Source organism: Methylopila sp. 73B (assembly GCF_000526315.1).
Classification (GTDB): Bacteria; Pseudomonadota; Alphaproteobacteria; order Rhizobiales; family Methylopilaceae; genus Methylopila.
The window spans coordinates 4,236,927-4,260,000 of sequence record NZ_JAFV01000001.1 but is presented as its reverse complement, the minus strand read 5'-3'; the positions used below and the strand labels follow the sequence as shown (position 1 = coordinate 4,260,000).

Annotated in this window: 22 protein-coding genes (1 of these 22 running past the window's edge); 7 read left to right on the top strand and 15 right to left on the bottom strand. The window is 72.0% G+C overall.

Going from position 1 to position 23,074, the window contains the following annotated elements:
* The 3 genes from K244_RS0120530 to K244_RS0120520 all read left to right on the top strand — a co-directional run.
* Positions 1-423, top strand: partial view of an NAD-dependent epimerase/dehydratase family protein gene (locus K244_RS0120530; protein WP_020188181.1) — the 3' portion only. Its footprint begins 579 nt before the window's first position; 423 of the gene's 1,002 nt are visible here — the last part of the coding sequence; its start codon lies off the left edge, out of view; the stop codon is at positions 421-423.
* Between the two features lie 101 nt (positions 424-524).
* The gene (locus tag K244_RS0120525) at positions 525-1,532 is read left to right on the top strand and encodes a sensor domain-containing diguanylate cyclase (RefSeq protein WP_155931889.1); all 1,008 of its coding nucleotides are present in this window, start codon (positions 525-527) and stop codon (positions 1,530-1,532) included.
* 240 nt (positions 1,533-1,772) lie between these two features.
* Complete coding sequence (locus K244_RS0120520; protein ID WP_020188179.1) at positions 1,773-2,828, top strand: NAD(P)-dependent alcohol dehydrogenase; 1,056 nt, start codon at positions 1,773-1,775, stop codon at positions 2,826-2,828.
* 208 nt (positions 2,829-3,036) lie between these two features.
* Here K244_RS0120520 and K244_RS22395 read toward each other — a convergent pair whose 3' ends face one another.
* From K244_RS22395 to gspD, 12 genes are all read right to left on the bottom strand, one after another.
* On the bottom strand, positions 3,037-3,720 hold the full coding sequence (locus tag K244_RS22395; protein ID WP_020188178.1) for a hypothetical protein: 684 nt from the start codon (positions 3,718-3,720) through the stop codon (positions 3,037-3,039).
* A gap of 28 nt (positions 3,721-3,748) precedes the next feature.
* Positions 3,749-4,471, bottom strand: a complete 723-nt coding sequence (locus K244_RS0120510; protein ID WP_020188177.1) for an endonuclease/exonuclease/phosphatase family protein — start codon at positions 4,469-4,471, stop codon at positions 3,749-3,751.
* A 16-nt stretch (positions 4,472-4,487) separates the two neighbouring features.
* Complete coding sequence (locus tag K244_RS0120505) at positions 4,488-5,921, bottom strand: phospholipase D-like domain-containing protein (RefSeq protein WP_020188176.1); 1,434 nt, start codon at positions 5,919-5,921, stop codon at positions 4,488-4,490.
* 178 nt (positions 5,922-6,099) lie between these two features.
* Positions 6,100-7,098: a TerC family protein gene (locus K244_RS0120500; RefSeq protein ID WP_020188175.1), complete on the bottom strand. Its 999-nt coding sequence runs from the start codon at positions 7,096-7,098 to the stop codon at positions 6,100-6,102.
* 198 nt (positions 7,099-7,296) lie between these two features.
* The gene (locus K244_RS0120495) at positions 7,297-8,154 is read right to left on the bottom strand and encodes a type II secretion system protein GspK (protein ID WP_020188174.1); all 858 of its coding nucleotides are present in this window, start codon (positions 8,152-8,154) and stop codon (positions 7,297-7,299) included.
* On the bottom strand, positions 8,154-8,960 hold the full coding sequence (locus tag K244_RS0120490) for a hypothetical protein (RefSeq protein ID WP_155931887.1): 807 nt from the start codon (positions 8,958-8,960) through the stop codon (positions 8,154-8,156). Before K244_RS0120490 ends, K244_RS0120495 begins: the two co-directional genes overlap by 1 nt.
* Positions 8,961-9,025: 65 nt before the next feature.
* Positions 9,026-9,568 (bottom strand): prepilin-type N-terminal cleavage/methylation domain-containing protein, encoded by a 543-nt coding sequence (locus K244_RS0120485; protein ID WP_020188172.1) that lies wholly within the window; start codon positions 9,566-9,568, stop codon positions 9,026-9,028.
* A gap of 8 nt (positions 9,569-9,576) precedes the next feature.
* Positions 9,577-10,047: a prepilin-type N-terminal cleavage/methylation domain-containing protein gene (locus K244_RS0120480; protein ID WP_155931885.1), complete on the bottom strand. Its 471-nt coding sequence runs from the start codon at positions 10,045-10,047 to the stop codon at positions 9,577-9,579.
* Positions 10,019-10,432, bottom strand: a complete 414-nt coding sequence (gene gspG, locus K244_RS0120475) for a type II secretion system major pseudopilin GspG (protein WP_036307198.1) — start codon at positions 10,430-10,432, stop codon at positions 10,019-10,021. The genes K244_RS0120480 and gspG overlap by 29 nt, the downstream gene beginning before the upstream one ends.
* A 254-nt stretch (positions 10,433-10,686) precedes the next feature.
* A complete protein-coding gene (locus K244_RS0120470; protein ID WP_020188169.1) occupies positions 10,687-11,898 on the bottom strand; it encodes a type II secretion system F family protein in 1,212 nt (403 codons plus the stop codon).
* A 41-nt stretch (positions 11,899-11,939) separates the two neighbouring features.
* Positions 11,940-12,494, bottom strand: coding sequence for a prepilin peptidase (locus tag K244_RS0120465; protein ID WP_020188168.1), 555 nt, complete (start codon positions 12,492-12,494; stop codon positions 11,940-11,942).
* Positions 12,495-12,504: 10 nt separating this feature from the next.
* Complete coding sequence (gene gspD / locus K244_RS0120460) at positions 12,505-14,691, bottom strand: type II secretion system secretin GspD (protein ID WP_245259792.1); 2,187 nt, start codon at positions 14,689-14,691, stop codon at positions 12,505-12,507.
* Positions 14,692-15,177: 486 nt separating this feature from the next.
* Between gspD and K244_RS0120455 the strand changes: the two genes are divergently transcribed.
* Genes K244_RS0120455 through K244_RS22390 form a run of 4 tightly spaced genes read left to right on the top strand, consistent with a single transcriptional unit; the run spans position 15,178 to position 19,028 of the window.
* On the top strand, positions 15,178-16,845 hold the full coding sequence (locus K244_RS0120455; RefSeq protein WP_020188166.1) for a GspE/PulE family protein: 1,668 nt from the start codon (positions 15,178-15,180) through the stop codon (positions 16,843-16,845).
* A 54-nt stretch (positions 16,846-16,899) separates the two neighbouring features.
* Positions 16,900-17,898 (top strand): PilN domain-containing protein, encoded by a 999-nt coding sequence (locus tag K244_RS0120450; protein WP_020188165.1) that lies wholly within the window; start codon positions 16,900-16,902, stop codon positions 17,896-17,898.
* Between the two features lie 24 nt (positions 17,899-17,922).
* Positions 17,923-18,513 carry a type II secretion system protein GspM gene (gene gspM, locus K244_RS0120445; RefSeq protein WP_020188164.1) on the top strand — a complete coding sequence of 197 codons (591 nt, stop codon included), beginning with the start codon at positions 17,923-17,925 and terminating at the stop codon, positions 18,511-18,513.
* A complete protein-coding gene (locus tag K244_RS22390; RefSeq protein WP_020188163.1) occupies positions 18,510-19,028 on the top strand; it encodes a hypothetical protein in 519 nt (172 codons plus the stop codon). The genes gspM and K244_RS22390 overlap by 4 nt, the downstream gene beginning before the upstream one ends.
* Positions 19,029-19,709: 681 nt before the next feature.
* Here K244_RS22390 and K244_RS0120435 read toward each other — a convergent pair.
* The 3 genes from K244_RS0120435 to K244_RS0120425 are packed head-to-tail and all read right to left on the bottom strand — an operon-like array spanning position 19,710 to position 22,935.
* The gene (locus K244_RS0120435) at positions 19,710-20,651 is read right to left on the bottom strand and encodes a choline kinase family protein (RefSeq protein WP_020188162.1); all 942 of its coding nucleotides are present in this window, start codon (positions 20,649-20,651) and stop codon (positions 19,710-19,712) included.
* 32 nt (positions 20,652-20,683) lie between these two features.
* Positions 20,684-21,640, bottom strand: a complete 957-nt coding sequence (locus tag K244_RS0120430; RefSeq protein WP_020188161.1) for a phosphotransferase — start codon at positions 21,638-21,640, stop codon at positions 20,684-20,686.
* Positions 21,637-22,935 carry a Zn-dependent hydrolase gene (locus tag K244_RS0120425; protein ID WP_020188160.1) on the bottom strand — a complete coding sequence of 433 codons (1,299 nt, stop codon included), beginning with the start codon at positions 22,933-22,935 and terminating at the stop codon, positions 21,637-21,639. Before K244_RS0120425 ends, K244_RS0120430 begins: the two co-directional genes overlap by 4 nt.
* Positions 22,936-23,074 lie beyond the last annotated feature (139 nt).

Here is a 23,074-nt window from a genome sequence, read left to right as displayed (position 1 = left end):
ATGGCGGTCTGGCTGTTCACGGAGGCGATCCTCGCTGGCCGGCCGATCCGGGTGTTCAACGGCGGCGACATGCGGCGCGACTTCACCTATGTCGACGACATCGTCGCCGGCGTCCTCGCCGCGCTCGACCGCCCTCCCCCGGACGACGGCGCGCCGAAGCCCGGCGGCAGCCGCGCCCCGCACAGCCTCTACAACCTCGGCAACAGCCGGTCCGAGCAACTCCTCACGCTGATCGAGCTGATCGAGGCCGCCTGCGGCCGCGAGGCCGTGCGCGTCTTCGAACCGATGCAGCCCGGCGACGTGAAGGACACCTTCGCCGACATCACGGCGACCACGCGCGATCTCGGCTGGTCCCCGACCACGTCGCTCGCGCGCGGCGTCGCGACGTTCGTGCCCTGGTTCCGCGCGCGCCATGGCTTGTGACGGCCTCGACCGCTCAGATATCCTTCATCGATCTGTGATTACCCTTTTCGTCGCTTTCGGATTATCTTCCTCACGAACCGCGAACAGCGCGGACGGCGGCGGTGTGGCGTGACATGGCGGCCAAGGCCAATCTGGCGGACGTTCTCGAGGCAGTTCTGAACCTGAAGGCGCAGATCGCCGCGCAAAAGCAGTTGATCCGTCAACAGGCGGCCGCTTTGGAGCACCGGCGCAATACCTTCGAGCAGGCGTCGGCGGCGGCGAGCATCGGCGTCTGGGAGTGCGATCTCGCGACCGAGGCGCTGCGCTGGAGCGACGTGGTCTACGACCTGTTCGACCTGCCTCGCGGCTCCTTCATCGATCGCAGGGGAACGCTTGCGTTCTACGTGGACGCCGCGCGCCGTGAGATGGAGGCCGCCCGGGCTGCGGCGATCGCCCGGCGCGACGGCTTTTCGCTCGACGTGCAGATCGTCACCGCCAAGGGGCGGCGCCGGGTCATCCGCATCACCGCGACCGTCGAATGCGAGAACGGCGCGCCGGCGCGCATCTTCGGCATGAAGCAGGACATCACCGAGGAGACGGCGCTGAAGGAGCGGATGCGCCAGCTCGCGGAGTTCGACCCGATGACGGGTCTCGCCAACCGCAGCCAGTTCCAGGCGCGGCTCGACGCAATGGCCGCGTCGCAGTCGCCCGAGCACGGGTTCGGCGCCCTGGTCCTCGTGGACCTCGACGGCTTCAAGCAGATCAACGATACGCTCGGCCACGCCCGCGGCGACGCCTGTCTGGCGGAGGCTGCGGATCGTCTCAAACGGGCGGCGCGGGAAGCCGCGCTCGTCGCGCGGATCGGCGGCGACGAGTTCGCCGTGCTCCTGTCGGCGGCCGACGCCGCCGTCGCGGAGGAGCTCGCCGGCCGGATCGTCCGGGAGATCCGCACCGCGGTCGTCGCAGGCGGGATCGCCCTCGATCTCGGCGCTTCGGTGGGCGTCGCCCACGGCGAAGGCACGCCGGAGGAGCTGTTCGCGCGCGCCGACGCCGCGCTCTATGCAGCGAAGGCCGGCGGCAAGGGCGCGGTCCGCGTCTACGGAGCAGGCGTCACGCCGGTCGCCGCCTGATCCTCGCGGGGCGGATCGCAAGCCCCGCACACACAGGGGCGAGCCTCCGTTTTCTTCCTGCCTGAACCCACGACGCGGCGTTGCGACCCGCCGTCCTACGCCGACTTGCAGTTTGTGGTGGGGCGCCGTGCAATGGCGCAATCGTCGCCTCGACCGTCGGCGCTATCTTGCCCATGACGTCGACGGCGCGCCGCGCAGCCGCGCGCCCCATGTCTATTTCTCGATCAAAGGACTTATTCCATGTTCGCTTGCATCGGCTACGCCACCGAGTCCGCAGACCAGCCGCTCGCCCCGTTCTCCTTCGAGCGCCGCGACGTCGGGCCGACCGACGTCCGCATCGCGATCTCCTACTGCGGCGTATGCCACTCCGATCTCCACACCGCCCGCAACGAATGGAAGAACACGGTCTACCCCTGCCTGCCCGGCCATGAGATTGTCGGCAAGGTCGTCGAGGTCGGCGGCGAGGTCGCGAAGTTCAAGGTCGGCGATCTCGCCGGCGTCGGCTGCATGGTGGAGTCCTGCCGCACCTGCCCGAGCTGCCGGGAGGGCCTGGAGCAGTACTGCGAGAACGGCTTCGTCGGCACCTACAACGGCGTCGAGAAGCAGACCGGCAAGGTGACCTTTGGCGGTTACTCGAAGGAGATCGTCGTCGACGAGGCCTTCGTGCTGCGCCTGCCGGAGAATCTCGAGCTTGCGGCGGTCGCGCCGCTGCTCTGCGCCGGCATCACCACCTACTCCCCGCTCAAGCACTGGAAGGTTGGCCCCGGCCAGAAGGTCGGAATCGTGGGCCTCGGCGGGCTCGGCCACATGGGCGTCAAGCTCGCCCACGCCATGGGCGCGCATGTCGTGCTGTTCACCACCTCGCCCAACAAGGTGGACGACGCCAAGAAGCTCGGCGCCGACGAGGTGGTGATCTCGAAGGACGCCGCCCAAATGGGCGCGCACGCGGGCAGCTTCGATTTCATCCTCGATTGCGTCGCGGCCCAGCACGACATCAACGAGTACCTCGGTCTGCTGAAGCGCGACGCCACGCTCTGCCAGGTCGGCGCGCCGGAGGATCCGCTCGCCGTCGCGGTGTTCAGCCTGATCTTCAAGCGCCGCAACTTCGCGGGCTCGCTGATCGGCGGCATCGCCGAAACGCAGGAGATGCTCGACTTCTGCGGCGAGCACGGCATCACGTCCGAGATCGAGATCATCCCGATCGCCGAGATCGAGACGGCCTATGCGCGCATGCTGAAGAGCGACGTGAAGTACCGCTTCGTCATCGACATGGCGACGCTGAAGGCCGCGGCCTAAAATCCTGATCGGCTCCGACTGATCACGCCGTCATGCCCGCGCTTCGCGCGGGTATCCACGACTTAGGAAAGCGCTCGACGCCGAAGTCGTGGATACCCGGCTTCGCCGGGCATGACGGGGAGTCCAAGCGTCAGACGCGATCGCGCTCCACCGTCTGGTCGCATCAGTTTGCGGCGTAAACCACCGTCGGAAGCGGGTGAACCTTGGCTCAAGCCCCGAGCAGGTGCGGCAGAACGAGGCGTACGTAGGGCGGCGACGTCTCCGTGAGCGCGTCGACCGAACGCACGAAGACCACGCCGGCGAGCTCCGGCTCGGGGTCGGCGGCGAGGTGCGCCGCGATCCGCCGCTCCAGCTCGTTGGCGTCGAGATCGGTCTCGTAGCGAAGGACATAGGCGGCGACCTTCGGCGCAAACACCGCGAAGGCCTCGGGACAGGGGCGCGCCACCGGAGCCGCGAGCCCGGTCTCCTCCTGCAGCTCCCGCGCGATCGAGCGCTCGAGATCGACCCGGCCGTCGACGACGTCGGACAGATCCGGCGTACCGCAGGGAAAATAGGACATGCCGGCGGCGGCGGTGTGCGCGCCCATGCGGCCCAAGAGGACGGCGCCGTCGGCCGTCACGACGGCGGCTGCGCCGAAGACGTTGCTCAGGCCGCGCGCTTCGCTGCGGAGCCGCCACCAGTGGAACGCCGAGAATCCGATCTCCACGTGCCGCGCGACGAGCCGGTTCGCCTCGACCCGGGCGCCCAGCGCGATGAGCACGCGGCCGTCGAACAGCTTCGGCTTCGCCGCGATCTCACTGGCCCAGTGGGCCGCGATCGCCGCGCGGTCCGCCGCGTCGAACGGGAGGTCCGCGGTCGTCAGGACGCCGTCGAAACCGGCGACCGGGATCACGCGCCCCGGCGCGCCCTCTCCTCCCCCATCACCCGCCATGGCGCAGCAAAGCTCCGGGATGCGCCAGATCGACTTCCGCCGTCAGCGGCAGGTGGTCGGACGCCTTGCGGGCGAGCGGCGTGTTGTGGACGGCGAGACCCTGCACCAGCCCGCGCGGCCAGCCGAGGATCCGGTCCAGCGGGAAGATCGGCCGCCGGGAGGGAAAGCTCGGCAGATGCGGATGTTCGCCGAACAACGGCTCGAAGGCGTTGAGCGACGAGCGCCGCCCGCGGCGCCACTCGTTGAGATCGCCGAGCAGGATCGTAGGCATCGGCTTCAGCCAGCCGAAGGCTGCGACCAGCGTGTCGGCCTGGCTGACGCGCGAGCGCCGCAGCAGGCCGAAATGCGCGGCGATGACCCGGAACGGCCCTTCGCCGAGGTCGAGTTCGACGATGATCGCCCCGCGCGGCTCGACGCCCGGGAGCCGAATGCGCTGGCGGCGGTAGACGGACGGCTCGCGCTTCACCAGCAGCGCGTTGCCGTGCCAGCCGTGGCCGCCGGGCGCGTCGGACTGGGCGAGCAGGTGCAGCCCAGCCTGCTGCTTCACGACTTCCGGGTCGAGCAGCCCCAGCCGCTTGCCGAAGCGGTGATCGACCTCCTGCAGCGCGACGAGGTCCGCGCCGATCTCGCCCAGCACGGCGGCGATGCGGCCGGGCTCGACCTTGCCGTCCGTGCCGCGGCACTTGTGGATGTTGTACGAAGCGACCTTCACGGGCGGCGGCGTGTCCTCAGAGATACGGGGAGAGCAGGCGGGCGGTGGCGTCTCGCAGCTTTACGGCGAACATCCGTCCGTCGATGTCGACGAGCGTGACGGGCTCGCCGCGCTTGGCGTCGATCAGCCCGGAGAGCCGTTGCGCGAGCGCGCCGTCGTACAACTCCACCGTCAGTTCGAAGTTCAGCCGCAGGCTGCGGGCGTCCCAGTTGGCGCTGCCAATCAGGCACCAGTCGTCGTCGACGGTCATCAGCTTGGAGTGGTCGAAGGGCGGCGGCGAACGCCAGAGGCGACAGCCCGCCTCGATCAGGGGGCGGATATGTGCGGCGGACGCCCAGGCCACCATGCGGTGATTGTTCTCCGCGGGCATGACCAGATCGACCTCCACGCCCCGGAGCGCCGCAAGCTGCAGCGCCGTGATCAGCTGCTCCTCGGGCAGGAAGTAGGGCGTTGCGATGCGGATCGTCTTGCGCGCGGCGGTGATGGCCGAAAGCAGCACCAGCGCCAGCTGCTCCACGGCATGGTCGGGCCCGGAGGCCACCGCCCGCGCCGGCGCGCCGGAGATCTGACGCGCCGGCGGCCGCGCGCGCTCCGGCGTGTCCTCGCCGGTGGCGAAGGCCCAGTCGTCGTCGAAGCTGTCGGCGATCTGCTGGACGACGCCGCCCACGAGCCGGAAATGCGTGTCGCGAACGGGATGGCGGGTGGGCTCGGCCAGAACGTTCTCGGCCGCGATGTTCAGCCCGCCGATGAAGGCGAGATCGCCGTCCACGATCAGCGCCTTTTTGTGCAGCCGCAGGTCGAGCAGCGGCATCTTCCACGGCCAGATCGAGTGCAGGAACCGCGCGGCCGGCACGCCCTTGGTCCGCAGGCGGCGGTAGGCGGGCGAAAGAAAGAAGCCGCCGCCCATGCCGTCGATCAGCACGCGCACCGCGACGCCGCGGCGCTGCGCGCGCGCCAGCGCCTCGATGAAGCGCAGGCCCGACTTGTCCGCGCGGAAGATGAAGGTGGAGAGCGCGACGCTGGTCTTCGCGCCGTCGATCGCCGCCAGCATCTGGGGATAGGCCTCGTCGCCCGACTGGAGCACGGCCTCGACGGTCCCCTCCTCCAGGTCCACGCCGGTGATGGCGCCCACCGCGGTCTTCAGTCTCTCCATCGAGCGGTCGGCGCCGCGTCCGCGCGCGCCATAGAGCCGGGGGCTCTTGAGGCCGCGCAGGCGCTGCGCCTTGCGGTGCACGCGGTTGACGCCGAAGCCGAAGTAGAGGAGCGCGCCGAACAGCGGCGACAGCCAGACGACGCCGATCCAGCCGATCGCCGCCCGCACGTCGCGTTTCCGCAGCAGCGCGTGCACGGTCGCGGCGGACGCCGCCGCGATATGCGCGGCGGTGACGGCGATTTCGAACGGCTGGAGAGGTCCGGAGAAGATGGCGCGACGCTCCGCGAGGGATCCCACAGGGCGTTATAGGTCATCGCCGCCGCTTGCCCGCCCTCGCCGCGCGGCGACGCGACGATACGCGCTCCTAGTGGAGGCGAGGGCCCGGAATCGGACATCCCGCCGGCTCGGGACGGACCCGGGGCGGCGGGATGAGTGGCGGGATAGGCCGCCCCGGGACGGGACCCGGGGCGACGGCTCAGCGCTGGTCGATCGTCGCCGGGATCGGCTCGCCCTTGGTCTTCCAGAGCGAGACCAGCACGCCGCCGGCGATGAGCGCGAGGGTGACGCCGAGCGAGATCGCGGGATCGACCTTGCCGAAGAAGTGCGCCCAGAAAATCTTGGCGCCGATGAACACCAGCACAAGCGCGAGCGCGTACTTCAGGTAGGCGAAGCGGGCCGCCATCGCCGCGAGCGCGAAGTAGAGCGCGCGCAGGCCGAGCACGGCCATGATGTTCGCCGTGAACACGATGTAGGTGTCGGTGGTGATCGCGAAGATCGCCGGCACCGAGTCGACCGCGAACACGAGGTCGGCGATGTTGATCACGACCAGCGCGAGGAACAGCGGCGTCGTCCACAGCACGAGCTTGCCGGTCGCCGGGTGCGGCTGGCGCACGAAGAAGCGCTCACCGTGCAGCTCCGGCGTCACGCGCATGCGCTTCGACAGCCAGCGCACCGCCTTGTTCTCGGAGAGGTCGGCCTCCTCGTCGCCGGCGAACAGCATCTTTACGCCGGTGAAGGCGAGGAAGGCGCCGAACACCAGCATGATCCAGTCGTAGTCCTGCACCAGCGCCGCGCCGACGCCGATCATCAGGCCGCGCAGCACGAGCACCGCGAGGATGCCCCAGACAAGGGCGCGGTACTGGTAGCGGGCGGGGATCGCGAAGTAGCTGAAGATCAGCGAGATGACGAAGACGTTGTCGATCGAGAGCGCCTTCTCGATCGCGTAGCCGGTGTAGTAGTTCATGCCGGCTTCGGCGCCCATCGACCACCAGATCCAGCCGCCGAAGGCGACCGCGACGGCGATGTAGAACACGGAGAGCTTGAGGCTCTCGGCGACGCCGAGCTCCTTGCCCTTGCGGTTGAGCACGCCGAGGTCGAAGGCGAGCAGCACCGCGACGAGGCCGAGGAACGCCAGCCAGAGCCAGGCCGGCTTGCCGACGATCTCGGCGAACAGGAACGACGGAAGAAGCTCCATCAGGATGATCTCTCACGGTCTCAAGCGCGCGCGGACACAGGTCGACGCTGCGCCTTGGTTGAAGCGCAGGTCCGACATCGCGACCGTGAAAGGATCGCCAGAGGGGCCCGGACCGTTCTGGTGAGCCGTGACTTAGATCGCCGGCGCCGCAGCGCAAGATGGCGCGGCGACAGTTCGCGAATCCGTGACCAGCGCGCCTCACCGCTCCTCCCGCAGCACCCAGAACAGCCGCGGCCCCTCGCCCTTAAGAATCTCGTACGCCCGCGCGGGCCGCCGGCGCGCGTCCTCGATCGCGATCTCGACGCGGAACGCCGGCCCGTAGAACGCCCCGAGCGGCGCCGTGGACCCGCCGCCGAGCAGCTGCTGGACCGCCTCCATCGACGCCGCCCCGCGCCGCCGAAGGCTGAGGATCTGGTCGATCACGGGCCGGCCGAGGCCGGGCGTCGCGCGCAGCACCTCCGGGGGCGCTTCAAGCGCCGACACCCGGCCGCGCGGGTTCGCGACCGTCAGGAAGGGTTTTAGCGCCCGCGCCTCGGCGACGCCGACCCCGAGCACGTTGCGCACGTCGTCCACGGTCGCGAAGGCGTCGTCGGCGGGTCCCGGAAGGCCGGCGGCCCCGTACTCCCGGCGCTCGGCGCCCAAACGGCCGCGCTTGCCGTCGGGATCGCGCCAGTCGACCACGCGGTCGGCGAAGGTCTCGGCCGTCATCGAGGTCAGGCCGAGCGCGCGCCAGAGCCCTGCGAGCAGCTTGGGATCGGCTCCGTTGAGGTCGACCTTGCCGGCCTCCGCCGCCGCCGAAAGCGTCACCACGCCCGCGTCGAGCCGCAGCCGCTGGCCCGCGAGCTCCGACGGCGGCCGCCGCAGCGCCACGAGCTGATAGGCCGCGAACTCGAGGCCGGCGTGGACCAGCGCATCCTCCGTCAGACGGTCGCGCGCGAGCCGCGCCTCGGCGACCGAGGAGCGCACCAGCACGCTGGCGCCCACCACGACCGCGGCGAGCACCGCAAGCACCGCCAGCGCCGACACCAGAACAAACCCGTCCCGCCCGCCCCGCATCAGCCGCGGTCCGGAGGGTCGGGCTGCGGCCCGCCCTGTTGCGGCCCAGGCTGGTCGGGCGACGCGGCGCCGGGCCGCGGCTTCTTTTTCGTGCTGCAGAAGGCGATCTCGGCCGCGGCGCAGCCGGGCTCCGTCTCCGCGACGATCGCGACGCGGCGGGAGGCGACCAGACGCTTGCTCGCCGGATCGAGCCGGTCGATCCGGATCGCGGCCGGCAGCAGGTCGGAGCGCGACCAGGCGTCAGTGACAAGTTCGCCGCCGCTCTTCAGGCGCTCCACGAAGGCGAAGCGCAGCTCGGCGTCCCCGAACGGCATGCGGTGCGGGCGCGACAGGGCGACGTCGTCCAGGCTCTGTGCATCCACCGGCAGCTCGCCCTCCGCCCGGAGCGCCGCGCCCGGCCCGTCGGCCTGGTAGGCGACCACAACCGGTCGGGCCAGGCCGTCCTGCTGCGGCGCCTCGACCACGAAGACGATTCGGTCGGTCTGGCCGTAGAAGGCGAAGCGCGGCTCCTGCGCGCCGGGAAACCGGCGGCGGGAGAGCTGCGCGATGTCGCGGGCCATGGCCGCGACCGCCAGCCGGCCGGCCTCGGTCGCCTCGACCCGCCCGGCGATGCGGTCCGCGACCCGCGACAGGCCGCCGCCGAGCGCCAGCAGGCCGCCCAGCAGCAGAGCCGCGAGCGTCAGCGTCGCGAGCGCCTCCACCAGCAGGTACCCCGCCTCGCCGTTCCGCTCTCCGCCGTCGCCCCGGGAGAAGTCCCGGGGCCCATGACCACGCCGGCGCCGATCGTTCCCCCCCGTCGCGGTCATGGATTCCGGGACTTCGCCCGGAACGGCGGCGTGTGTCCTCGCGTCACGGCTCCCCAAACGGCGCGTCATGGCGCGGGCGCCGCGTGCAGGGTCTCCACCACCAGCGGCGGCCCGATGGCGGGATCGACCCGGATGGTCACACGCAACGGCGTGAACCGGCCGAGCGCCGCGTCGGCCGCCGCTTCGGCGGGCGCGCCTTCGCCGGCCTGTGGCGGCGTGCCGGTCGCGACCTGCACGGGGGCCTGCCCCGGCGCCGGAGGCCGTCCCGCCTCGCGGCCCGGCGCTTGAGCGGGGGCCTGCGCGGGATCCGGCGGGCCGGGCGGCGGCAGGGGAAGGTCGAGCGCCTCGCTCGTGACGGTGACGACGAGGCCGCGGTCGTCGCCGCGGCGGGTCCCGACGGCGGGCGCCAGCGCGTCGAGCCGGTTCTCCAGCACGTCGCGGGCGACCGCCTCCGCCTCCAGCAGCGCCTCGGCGCGCGCGAGCGCGAAGCGCGCGGAGACCACGCCGCGCTGGAGCGCGACCGCGACGGCGGCGACCACCGCGAGCGCCACCAGCGTCTCGACCAGCGTGAAACCGTCGCGCCGCCCGCCCCTCGCCGCGCGTCTCATGGCGCGCCTCATCGCTCGTCCGCGGTCTTCGGCCGGATCGAGACGCTGGAGGTGATCTCGTCGATCACGACGTCGATCCGCGCCGTGCGGGTGGCGAGCGCCAGCGCGCCGCCGGAGGAGCGGCCGTCGGGGTAGAAGGCCACGCCGCCCTGCCGAAGACCGGAGGCGCGCACCGCGAGCCCGCGCGAGAGGTCGACCACCGCCCCGGTCGCGCCCGAGCGTAGGCGGGGGCCGGGGAAATCGACGCCCGCGACGACCGTGCGGCCCGCGCGCATGGCGGCGGCGCGGTCGGCCCGAAGCAGCGCCGCGGCCTGGTAGGCCTGCGCGCGCAGGCCGGCGTAGCTCTCCTCGATCCGCACGAAAGGCAGCGCGAGGCCCGCCACGATCGCCATCACGGCGAGCGCCAGCATCAGCTCCACCAGCGTGAAGCCCGCGCGCGGGTCTCCGCGGTCAGTCGTTGGAGATGTCGGCGTTCTCACCTTCGCCCCCGCGCTGGCCGTCGGCGCCGAGCGAGGTGATGCCGTAGGGCTTGCCGCGCCCGGGCGTGCGGTACTCGTAAGGCTTGCCCCAGGGGTCCGCCGGGACGGAGCCCTGCTGCACGTAGGGGCCGGCCCAGCGGCTCTCGCCGGCGGGCGCGCGGGCCAGCGCCGCCAGCCCCTCGGAGGCGGAGGGGTAGCGGCCCATGTCCAGGAAGTAGAGGTCGAGGGCGCTCGCGAAGGACTGGATCTGCAGCTTCGCCGCGCGCTCGCGCGAGCTGGAGAGGTAGCTCAGGACCCGCGGGCCGACGAGGCCCATGACGAGGCTGAGGATGACCAGCACGACGAGCAGCTCGACGAGCGTGAAGCCGCCCTCGGCGTCCCGCAGGGCCGCTCCGGATCGGACGAGAGAGGCTCTGGGAGCGGGGGTGCGTGCTTCGAGACGCCGACCTGCGGTCGGCTCCTCAGCATGAGGAGGTTCAGCATGAGGAGGTTCAGCGCCTCGACGCGCCGAAACGGTCCTCATGCTGAGGAGCCCGACCTTCGGCGGGCGTCTCGAAGCGCGCACGCCCGTGGCTGCGCTTTCAGTGTCCGCGACGGTTCTCTGGCGGCGGTCTTGGCGGGAAAAAAACATGACGCGGTTCAAACCAATAGATCGTTGATGCTGATGAGCGCCGACATCACCGAGATGATGAGCCACGCGATGAGGCAGGCCACGACGATCATCATCGCCGGTCCGATCACGGCCGTCAGCCGGTTGAGCGAGGTTTCGAGCTTGGTTTCGTAGAACGCCGCGACGCGGGCGGCGCTGTCGGGCAGCTGGCCCGCCTCCTCGCCCACGCGCAGCATCTGCGTGACGTGGGCCGGAAGGAAGCCGTGGCGGGCGAGCGCAACGGAGACCCGCTCGCCGTGCCGGACGTCGGCGGCCGCGAGATCGATCGCGGCGCGCGCCGCCGGCGGGCGCACCACGTCGCGCACCAGCCGCAGCGCGGCGGTGATCGGCACGCCGTTCGCGAGCAGGATCGAGAGCGTGCGGCAGAAGGCGACGGTGAGTTCGTAGGCGAGAACCGTCCGCGTCAGCGGCGCCCGCGCCAGCAGGCTGACGAGCAGGGAGCCGTTCCGCCCGATGCGGCTGAGCACAAGGCCAAGCGCCAGCGCGAGGGCGGCGCCGCCGAAGACGAGGTCGACGTTGGCGCGAAACCAGCGGGACAGGTCGAACACCATCTTGGACGACGGCGACATGCGGCTCTGGAAGCCCTGCAGCGCGCCCTCGAACTGCGGCACCACGAACAGCAGCACGAAGCACAGCACGCTCACCGCCGCGACCGCGAGGAAGGCGGGATAGGCGATCGCCGACACGAACTTCCGCTTCAGCCTCTCGTTGCGCTGGCGCTCCGAGGCGAGGTCGCCCAGCGCCGCCTCCAGCCGCCCGGCGCTCTCGGCGACGGCGATGGTCTGGACGTAGACCGGCGGGAAGGTCTTGGGGTGCATCGCGAGCACCGTCGAAAAGCTCTTGCCGCCCGAAAGCTCGCCATGGAGTTGGCGGATGAGCTTGGCGAGCCAGCGCCGCGACTCCATCTCGGCCAGAATCTGCAGCGCCTCGTCGAGCGTGACGCCGCCCTTCAGCATCATCGCGAGATCGAGCGTGAAGGCGGTGATGTGCTCAGGGGGCGGCTCCGGCGTCAGCATCTCGCGCCAGGTCCGCCGCGGACCGCCATGGGTCTCGCGCGCGTCGATCGGGGTGACGTTGGAGCGCTCGAGATGGGCGAGCGCCTCGGCGCGGGAGGCCGCCTCCATCACGCCGGTGAGCATCTGGCCCGCCGCGCTGACCGCCCGGTATTCGAACGTGGCCACCTCTCAGCCCCCGCGCCCGGGGCGGATCGCGCGCGCCGGGATCATCCGAGGAGACCCGGGGCCGCGAAGCCGGCCGCCGCCCACACGACCCAGACCGCCGGCGCGAGCAAAGCGCCGAAGGGAAGGCGATCCTCGCGGCCGGCGCGGCGAAGGGCCGCGACGACGAGGCCGGCGAGGCTCGCCGCGAACAGCGCGACCGCAAAGCCCGCCGCGCCGGCGAGGCAGCCCGCCGCGGCCGCAAGCTTCACGTCTCCGAGCCCGAGCCCGTCCCGGCCGCGCGCGCGGAAATACGCCTCCCGGACGGCCCAGAGGAGACCGCCCGTCAGGGCGACGTCGACCGCCAACGCGCCGAGCGCGTCGGTCGCTCCCCCGCCTTCGGCGAGCCGGGCCGCGATCCCGAGCGCCGCAAGCGCCGCGGCGGCCTCGTTGGGAATGATGAAGCTGCGCGCGTCCCGCCAGGCGATCCACGCCGTCACCAGCGCCGCCGCCGTCGGCAGCAGCAGCCAGGAACCGCCGAGCCCGCCCGCGGCCGCAGCGACGAGCGCCGCGGCGCCCAGCGCGCCGTCGTGGCGGGAGGCGACGGCCTCGGCGGTCATCGCCCAGGCGTCACTTCGTGTAGGACGCCGGGCGGGGGCCGCCCATCGACGTCAGCCGGGAGCGGAACTCCTCGGCCACCGACTGGGCGTCCTCGCCGTTGCGGATGACGACCGGGCGGATGAACACCACGAGTTCCGTGCGGTCCTTGGCGCTCGAACGCTGGCTGAACAGATTGCCGATGCCCTTGAGGTCGCCGAGGATCGGCAGCCCGTTCTTGCCGCGCTCGTTGCGCTTGCTGATCAGGCCCGCCAGCAGCACCGTCTGCCCGCTGACGACTGAGATGTTGCTCGCCACGCGGCGCTTGGAGATCGTGGGCGTCAGGGTGTCGGCGCCGCTCGCGACCGAGGAGATTTCCTGCTCGATCTGCATCGTCACCGCGTCGTTCTGGCCGATCCGCGGGATGACGTTGAGGATGATGCCGGTGTTTTTGAACTCCACCTGATTGACGAGCGGCGAGTCGACGTTCTCGACGCTCTGCGCCTGGCGGGTGACGATCGGGATCTCGTCGCCGACCTGGAAGTTCGCGACCTGGTTCTCGGCGACGACGAGCGACGGCGACGACAGCACCTCCACGTTCGTCACCCGGTCGAGCGCCGAGATCACCACGTCGGGGTTGGAATTCGTCCCGATCAGCAGATTGAAGCCGGGCGTCTGCCTCGACAGGGCGTTCGCGGCGGTTCCGAACAGGCTGAACGAGCCGTTGTTGCGGCCGAGGCCCACGCCGCCGCTCTTCACGAAGTACTCGACGCCGTTCTTCATGTCGTCGTTGAGCTGCACCTCGGCGATCGTGGCGCTGATCGCGACCTGCAGCGGCGCGGAGTCGAGCTGCCGGAGCGCGGTCAGGATCTTCTGGTAGGTGAAGCCGTCGGCGTAGGTCACGACGGCGTTGTTGGCGGGATCGGCGCTGATCAGCACCTTGCCGCCGCCACGGTCGTCGCTCTGCCGGGAGAGGTCGATGGTCGCGCCGCCGCCGCCGCCGCCCGATTCCGCCGCGGCGCTGGCGCCGTCGCCGAAGTACGGGCTGTTGAAGGGCGAGGAGCCCGCTTGCCCCGACGCGCCCCCCGTGTTCGACCCGCGGTCGGACACGTTCGACGCCGAGCCGTTCCCGGACGGAGAAGAGGACGAAGACGACGACCCCGAACGGTTGTCGGACATCAGGTCCGAGCCCTCGCCCAACCCCCCCGTCGAGGAGCGCCCGCCGGTGGTCGCGGCCGCGCGGCCGCCGCCGTCGCCGCCAGCGCGGAACAGGCTCGTCATGATGCGGGCGAGCTCGCGGGCGTCGCGGTAGCGCGCCTTGTAGACGAAGACGTTGTCGCCTCCCGCCGGGCTCTCGCGGTCGAGCCGCTTCACCCAGGTCTCGGCCCGGCGCATCAGCGCCTGGGTCTTGGCGATCACCATCACCGCCCGCAGCCGGCCGATCGCCTTGAACTGCACGGCACCGGCGCCCACGCCCTTCTCCTCGGCGTCGAAGACGCGCCGGAGCTCGCCGACCACGACCTCCGGCGTCGCGCGCCGCACCTCGTAGATGCCGACCGCCTGGTCTTGCATCCAGTCAGCGTCGAACGACATGATCGCCTGCACCGCCTCCGCCCGCTTCGGGCCGGAGCCGCGCACGACCATGGCGTTGCGGGAGGCGTCGACCTTCAGCCCGTCTGCGTCCACCACGAAGCCGGACACGAGCTGCGCCATGGTGCTGGCCGACACGTGGCGCAGCGGCACCACCGAAAGGCCGTAACCCGGCGTCGTCCGGTCCGCCGCCTCGGCCGCGCCGCCGACGGACGAGGCCGCGGTGATCCGCATCGTGCCGCCGGTCTTGGTCATGGTGAAGCCGTTGCTCTGCAGCAGCGCCTCGAGCGCGCCCAGCAGCTCCTCGGCGTTCATCGCCCGCGGCGACGAGATCGTCACCTGGCCGGCGACGTCGGCGCCCATGACGTAGTTGATCTTCAGCGCCTCGCCGAGAACAGCCTGGACGACGTTGCGCAGGTCGGCGTTCTCGAAGTTGAGGCGGTAGAGCGCGCCGGACCGGCCCTCGCCGTCGCCGCGCTCGGTCACGAGCCGAAGCGGGGAGCCGCCGGCGGCCTCGGGTTCGGACGCGAAGGAGGCCGCGACCGCGCCGGTCGTCTCGGACGAGACCGGCGCCGCAGCCTGCGTCTGCGCGCCGTCGCCGCGCGGCTGTCGGGCCGACAGATCGGTCATCAGACCGGTCCGGACGATGCTGACGCCGCCGTCGTTGGCGGGATCGACCGTCGAACACCCGGCGAGCGCCATAACGCACGCCGCGACCGCCAAACGCAGCGCCGCTACCATGATGAAGACCCCGAATGCACGCACATTCCCCAGGCGACATGAAGCAAGAAGACAAAAGGGAAGTCAAATTTTACAGTCGTTATCCGATACGTTACATGCCTTTCAGGCTTGACCTAAAGAATTCGGCGGCGACATTAACCACAAAATTTCGTAGTTTCCTCGCGTGGGCGTTGTGTCCAAGAAAATGAACAGATTCGTGGGCGGAGCGCCGGTGGGGCCGGAGCCAAACGGTAGCGGCGGCGTGCGACGGCGGCGCGACAGGGGCCGGCTTCGCTGGATTAGAGCGGGCCGCGGCGTGCTACCAAGAATGACGTATGCAGCCTGGCCGATGGCGACCGCGGCGCGGCCGGCCGCGGTTCGAGCGCGAGGCGGCGGATGACGGTTCAGGACGTCCGAGCGGCGGAAACGGGGAACGCGCGCCTGCTCGCCCTGGCGCAGGAGCTGCGCCGGCGCGGCTTCGCGGCGGACGGAACCGAGGACCTCGAGGCCCTCTGGCGCTCGGGCGCAGTACCGGCGTCCGATCTCGCCGACGCGGTCGCCTCCGCCTACGCGCTCCCGCGCCTGACCTTCGCGGAGGTGCAGGAGCGACAGGGCCGGACCGAGGGCCTGTCGCGCCGCTACCTCAGGGACGCGCGGATCTACCCGTTCGAACGAGACGGCGCGCTCGCCGCGGCGGTCGCCAATCCCGCCGACGAGACGGCGATCGACTCCGTCGGCCTGGCGCTCGGCGCGCCGCCGCAGCTGGTCGTGCTCTCGTTCGAAGAGATCGAGCTGCTGTTCGAGCGCGACGCCGAGGCCGCCGCCGCCACCCTTTCCGCGGAGCCCGCGACGGCCGCGGACCGCGCCGAGACGGTCGAGGCGCTGCAGGATCTCGCCCGCGGCGCGCCGATCGTGCGCTCGATCGACCAGTTGCTCGAGCGGGCGATCGAGACCGGCGCGACCGACATCCACATCGAGACCGGCCGCGAGGAGGTGCGGGTGCGCTTCCGCATCGACGGCCGCCTGCGCATCGAGCAGGTGTTGCCGAAGGGCCTCGCCGCGGGGCTTATCTCGCGCGTGAAGATTCTGGCGGGCCTCGACATCGCCGAGCGCCGCCTGCCGCAGGACGGGCGCTCCAACGTCAAGATCGGCCGCCAGGAGGCCGACCTCCGCGTCGCCACGGCGCCCACGATGTACGGCGAGACCGCCGTGCTGCGCATGCTGCTGAAGGACGCGCGGCTGCTCGATTTCGAGCGGCTTGGCCTGAGCCCGCGCGACCGCGCGACCTTCGAGGCCCTGCTCGCGGAGCCGCACGGCATCGTCGTGGTCACCGGCCCGACCGGCAGCGGCAAGACCACGACGCTCGCCACCGCGCTCGCCGCCCTCAACGACCCCGCCCGCAAGATCGTGACGGTCGAAGACCCGATCGAGTACCAGATCGCGGGCGTGCACCAGACCCAGATCAAGCCGGCGATCGGGCTCACCTTCGCGACCGCCCTGCGTTCGTTCCTGCGCCACGACCCCGACGTCATCATGGTTGGCGAGATGCGCGACAAGGAGACCGCGGCGGTCGGCGCGCAGGCCGCGCTCACCGGCCATCTGGTGCTGACGACGCTGCACACCAACACGGCGGCGGACGCCGTCATCCGACTCGCCGACCTCGGCGTGGAATCCTACCTGATCGGCGCCTCGCTCCGGGGCGTCATCGGCCAACGGCTGGTGCGCCGGCTCTGCGAGCGCTGCAAGCGCCCGGACGCCGCGGCCGACGACGACGCCCGCGCCCTTGCGGCGGCGCGCGGCCTGACGCTTGCGCCCGGAGCGTCATTCCACCGCGCGGTCGGATGCTCGGCCTGCGGGCAGTCGGGATACCGCGGCCGGATCGGCGTGTTCGAGGCGCTGAGGGTGGACGACGCCGTCCGCAGCCTCATCCGGGAGCGCCCGGATCCGACGAGCCTGCAGCGCGCGGCGCGAGACGGCGGCATGACCAGCATGCTCGAGGACGGCGTCTGGAAGGCCGGGCGCGGGCTCACCACCATCGACGAGGTGCTCCGTGCGACCGGCTGACCCGCGCGCCTGCGGCGCCGACGCGAGGGATGTCGCCGAGGGGGCCCGCCGTCGATGGCGCTGAAGGAGACGCTCGCCCAGGCGACCGAGGCCATCGTCGACGTCGTTGCGCCGCTCGCCGCCCGCTTCGCGCGCGGGCCGCGCCGCGTGGCCGTGGCGGAGGACGGCGCGCTCGCGCTCTACGACGCGCCCATCGGCGCGCCGGCGAAGCACCTTGCCCCGAAGGACGGCGCGGCGCGCGGGCCAGTGCAAGGCGAGCTCCGGCTGCCGGCAGGGGCCGTGTTGACCCGCACCCTGAGCTTTCCCGCGGCGACCCGCGACTACCTCGACGCCGTGATCGAAAACCGGCTCGAACGGCTTACGCCCTGGGCGCCCGAGCGGGTGCTCTACGGCTACCGCGCCTCCGACGCCGCCGACGGCTCGCTCGACGTGCGCTTCGTCGCCGCCTCCCGCGAGGTCGCCGACAGCTGGATCGCCAAGGCCGCGGCGATCGGCTTCACGCCGACGGCGCTGGGCGGCGCGGGCGAGCCGCTCGACGCCCCGCTGTCCGTGGATCTCTGGCGCGGCGGGCGCGATCCATTCCGCCGACGCGTGCGGCGGGGGCTCGCGATCGCGGCGGTCGCCGTCGTCGGCGCGCTCGTTCCGCTCGCCGCCGGCTCCTACTGGGCCCTGCACCGCGCGGAAGAGCGGCTGGCGGACCTCGAGCGACGGTCCCAGGCGGCGCGCCGAACGCTGATGCAGGCGAGCGGCGGCGGCGCGCGCGAGCACGACCTGATGGCGGAGAAGCGGCCGGAGACGGCGGTCGTCACTTTGGTCGACAAGCTCGCCGCCGCCCTGCCCGACGGCACGGCGCTGCGCGACCTCGAGATCGATCCGGAACGCGTCCGGCTGGCCGGCGTCTCGAACGCCGCGCCGGAGCTGATCGGGCTGCTCACAGCGTCCGGCGCGCTGCCGGAGGCCCGCTTCAGCGCGCCGGTGACCCGCAACGCCGACGGCCGCGACGGGTTTGAGATCGTCGGCCGGCGGCCGGCCGGCCCGAAGGTTCAGCCATGAGGCGGCAGGCATGAGGCGGCCGGTATGAGCCTGGGAGGCCTCGGCCGCACGAGCGCCTCCGCGTCGTCCCGCGGCGTCGCGTTCTGGGCGTTTGTGACCGCGGCTGTCCTGCTGCCGCTCGCCGCGATCGTGCTCTCGGTCCTGAATGTCCTGCAGGCGGCCGAGGTCGATCGGCTGGCCGCCGGACAGGAGGCGATCGTCGCCCAGCTCGAGCGACGGGTCGCCGCGGCCGGCGGCCCGACGTCGACGGCGATTGACGCCTCCGCGATCTATGTGCCCGGCGCGACGCCTGCGCTCGCCAAGGCGGCTCTCCAGCGGCTGCTGACCGACGCCGTCGAGGCGACCGGCGGACGCCTGATCGAGGCTCAGGACGTCGAGGCGCCCGGAGAGGCGCAGGACCTGATCGACGACCGCGTCCGGCTGCGCGTCACCTTCGACACCCGGAACGGCGCGCTGCTCGAGCTGCTGCGCCGGATCGAGACCGGCCTCCCGCTGCTGACGGTCGAGCGCCTCGAAGTTCGGCGTCTCGACGCGGCGGCGGACGCCGATCCCGACGATCCGACGCTGCGCGTCGGCGTCGTGGTCAATGGACCGGGGAGGTTCGTCGCGGGATGACAACGATCCTTCGCGCCGCCCTCGCCGCGCTGCTTGCGGCCGCGCTTCCGGTTCTTCCGATCGGCGCCGCCACCCAGGAAACCACCGAGGACAGGCCCGCCCCGCCCGCGGCCGAAGCTGCGCTCAACCCCCTGAGCGCGCTCGGCGCGGACAGCCTCTCCGCGTTCCGCGACCGGCCGCTGTTCACGCCGTCGCGCCGCGCGCCGCAGCCGCCCGCCGCCGTTGAGGCGGAGCCCGAACCCGAACCGGAGACCGTGACGGCGCGTCCGCCGGCCCCGCAGCCGAACCTGCGCCTCGCCGGGGTGATCGAGGGACCGGAGGAGACCGTCGCGGTCGTCGAGGACATGGGCTCGAACACGGTCAGCCAGCTTCGCCTCGGCGACATGCTGGACGGCTGGCTGGTGACGGCGATCGACTCGTCCTCGCTCCGCCTCACGCTCGGCGAGCAGGAAGGGGAGTACCGCCTGTTCGACCCGAACCAGACCGCCCGGCCGAAGCCGCATCCGGACGAGTAGAGCGCTGCGCCGCTCCCGGCGGGCGCGCGTGTGGGAGGCAAGGCCCGGCGGTTTCGTCAGCCGCTCCGCTCGTGTCCCGGCCTCGAGCCGGGACCCAGGACCTCAGGTCATCCCAAGCGGGCGCGGCGGCCGGCGCGCGGGCCTCATCCTAAAGCCCACCCACTCGGCCGGGCTTACGCCCGTCCACCCTCCCCTGTCCCAGAGGAGGGATTCCCGCGCCTCGTCTTCCACGCCGGAGAACCGGGCGCAGGCGATCCCTCCTCGCGCCGAAGGCGTGGGGAGGGTGGCCTCGGCGCGAGCCGAGGTCGGGTGGGGCATTGGGCGTAGGGCGCGACGGCGTTCGGGAGCCTGACCCTGAAGCCCACCCCACCCGGCCGGGCTTATGCCCGTCCACCCTCCCCTGTCCCAGGGGAGGGATCCCCGCGCTTCCTCTTCCACGCCGCAGAACCGGGCGCGGGCGATCCTCCTCGCGCCGAAGGCGTGGAAGCAAGCGCGCGGTCGTTCCGGGCGTCTCCCCGATGTCGATCGACACGCATCCACGCTCCGCCGTCGCCCCGGGCTTGTCCCGGGGCCCATAATCCCGCGGGTCGAGATCAATCTTCGCCCGCGGGCTTATGGGCCCCGGGACTTCGCCCGGAATGACGGCGGGGATTCACCGCACCAACGCAAGCCGAAAACCGCTCAGAGGCGGCGGAGCCAGGCGTTCCAGTCGGGATGATGGAACAGGGTGCGGGCGCGCATGTGCTTCCAGGCGCCGTACTTGTAGAAGTCGAAGTCGAGCGTCGAGACCGCCTCCTGGATCATCGCCCAGGTCGACCACTTGAGGTCCGCCAGCGCCTTCAGCACGGCGACGCGGGCCTCGACCTGCGGCGTGACGGCGCCGAAGTAGGCTTCCAGCATCTCGCGCTCCACCGCCTCGGGGAACGCCATCTCATCGAACCAGCCGGCGATCTCGAACGCGCGCTCGTTGTTCGAGGCGTATTCGAAATCGACGATGAGCACGCTGTCGGCCGCGTCGATCATGAAGTTGCCGGCGAGCGTGTCGTTCATGCAGGGCGCGAGATCGGTGCCGGAGGCGGTCAGGGCCGCCTTGGCCTCGGTGTAGCGGCGCATCAGGAAGGGCTGGTCGGCCGGCAGGCGGCCGCCGACCTCAGCCACCTGCGCGACGTGCTCCTCGATCATGTCGAAGATGGTCTTGGTCAGGCCGAGCGGTTCGCTATCGTTGAAGGCCTTCAGCGCCGCGACGGCGTTCCGGCGCACCGTTGGGCGGAGGAAGTCGAGGTTCGAGGAGGCGCGGTAGCCCTCGACGAAGGCGAAGATCTCGACGCCGAGATCGGGGAGGAAATCCACCACCTCGACGCCGAAGCCGCTGGCGTGGGCCTTGCGGCTGGCGTCGTTCGCCGCAAGCCGGTCGATGAACATCTCGGTGCCGCGGCCGGGCACCTTGAGGAAGTAGTCTCCCGCCTCCCCCACCGCGATGCGCCAGTTGGCGTTGCTGATGCCGCCGGACACGGGGCGGTAGCGCAGCGGCTCTCCCCGCCAGCGCGGCACGTCGGCGAGGATCGCCTCCAGCGCGCGTTCGCCCGCGCTCTCGCCCTCGCCGGGTCGTTTCCAGGTCAGCATGGCGGCCCGCTCCCTCCCTCTCCCACGACGCCTCAGAGCCGCCGCAGCCAGACCTCGAACGCGCGGTCCGCGGCGGTCGCCCGCGCGTGCGACAGCCGCCACGTCCCGTATTTGTAGAACTCGACGCCGGTGCGGGGCGAGGTGACGGCGCGCACGACGCCCCAGAGCCCCCACATCACGTCGTCGACCGCGCCGTAGAGCCGGCAGCGGTTCAGGACGCGCTCGTCGCAAGCGCCGGCGTAGGCCTCGAGCGCCGCGCACTGGTCCGCCTCGAAACGGCAGGCCTCGTTCATCAGCGCGCCGACGTCGAACCAGGGGTCGTTGTCGCCCGCGAGGTCGAAGTCGGTGAGCTGGAGCTCTCCGGTCTCGGGCTGGAGCATGATGTTGGAGGCGACGCCGTCGTTGCGGCAGAAGGCGAGATCGACGCCTGCGGCCGAGATCGCCTCACCGATCAGGGCGCAGGCCGCGATCAGCCGGCCCGTGTCGTCCGGCAGCGGGGCGCCGGCGTCCTGGGCTTCCACGTAGAGCGCTGCGACGCGGGCGAAGGGATCGAACCGCCGCCCGATCAGGCCGTCGCCATGCAGCCGCTTCGTGAGCGACAGGGCTCGGCCCAGAACGGCCAAGTCCTGGAGGTCGCCGACGCGGCCGTAGCGCCAGGGCGCGTCGAGGAAATCGAGCGCCAGCAACCCGTCCGCCTCGTCCACCACCGCCGGCCCGACGCCGAGCGCGGCGGCCTTGCGCGCGGCCTCCGCCGCCTGCGGCGCGATGTCGGCGGCGCAGTCGGCGTGGCGGATCTTCAGGAACACGGAGCGGCCGTCGTCGAGGTCGAGCCGCACGCCGTCCGACGCCACGCCGCGGTGCACCGGCGAGGCGACCGCGGCCGCCGCGAGCCCATAGCGCGTCACCTTTCCCGGGAGCTGCGGCAGCCGGGCTATGGCGGCCTCGACCCGCTCGTCGAACGCGTTCGCGGCGGAGCCAAAGGGGGTCATACGGGGCCTCCGGCAAGGGTCGCGCGCTCCGGCGAGCCGCCCGCCTGGCAGAGCCGCCACGCGGCCTCGAGGCAGAGGCGGAGGCCGTTCTCGATGTCGGCGCGCGCGGTGAACTCGCCTTCGTTGTGGGCGACGCCGCCGACGCTCGGCACGAAAATCAGCCCCGTCGGGCAGAGGCCGAGCAGGCTGATCGCGTCGTGGCCCGCAACCGTGTCGACGTCGCGGCAGCTGAGGCCGAGCGCTCCGGCGCAGGCGGCCACGAGGTCGCAGACCTCCGTGGGCAGCTGCCGGATCGGGCGCTCCGCGCGGTCGGCCGTAACGGTGACGTTGGCGCGCTCCGCCGCTTCGGCGATGGCGCGGGCGCCGAGCGCGCCGGCCTCCGCCAGCACCGCGTCGTCGGCCGAGCGTATTTCCAGCGACAGCGCGACCTCGGACGGCACGACGTTGGCCGAATTCGGCGCCACGACGATGCGGCCGACGGAGGTGTGGACCACGCCCGGCCACCGGTCCGCGATCGCCCGCGCCTCGGCGATGAGGTAGGCGGCGGCGAGCAACGCGTCGCGGCGGAGCGGCATCGGGCACGGGCCGGTGTGGGCCTGCTCGCCCTGGAACCGGACGTCGACCTTGATCGCTCCCCAGTTGCGGCGGACGACGCCGATGTCCGCGGCCGCGCTCTCGAGATGGAGGCCCTGCTCGATGTGGAGCTCGAGATAGCAGGCCGGCAACGGCGGCGGCGCGTCCGCCCCGCGCTGGCCGATGGCGGCGAGCGCCTCGCCCAGCGTCACGCCGGCGTCGTCGGCGCGGGAGAGTGCAAAGTCCGCGTCGTGCTTGCCCGTGAAGAAGCCGCTGCCGAGCAGGCTCGGGCGGAAGCGGGCGCCCTCCTCGTTGGTCCAGTTCACCGCGCAATAGTCAGCGTCGAAGCGGGCGCCCGCCCGTTTGGCGCGCATCAGCGCCGCGCCGACCGCCGCCGCCGCGACGACGCCGAGCGCGCCGTCGAAGCGCCCGCCGCGCGGCTGGCTGTCGAGGTGGGAGCCGAGCATCACCAGCGGCGCGTCGATCCGGTCGGCGAGCGCGAACACGCCGTACTGGTTGCCGACGGCGTCGGTCCGCACCGTCGCGCCGGCCGCCTCGAGCGCCGCGGCGAAAACGCGCCGCGCCGCGCCGTCGGCGGCGCTGGCGCTTTGGCGCTCGACGCCGCCGCCTACGGTGGCGCCGCAGGCGGCGACGGCGTCGAACAGGCGATGGAAGTCGTCGACCGCCGCGTCGTCGCGCGACGGCGTCGTGATGAGGGTCATGGGGTCCGCAACCGGGATTATGGGGGCGCGACGAGCCTGGTCCGGGGCCGCTGCGGCCTATTAGGGCGGAGCTCCGCGCTCCGCGCAACCGCGATCGGCGCCGCGGCGACCGGATTTTAGGCGTGGCGCGTCAAAGAGC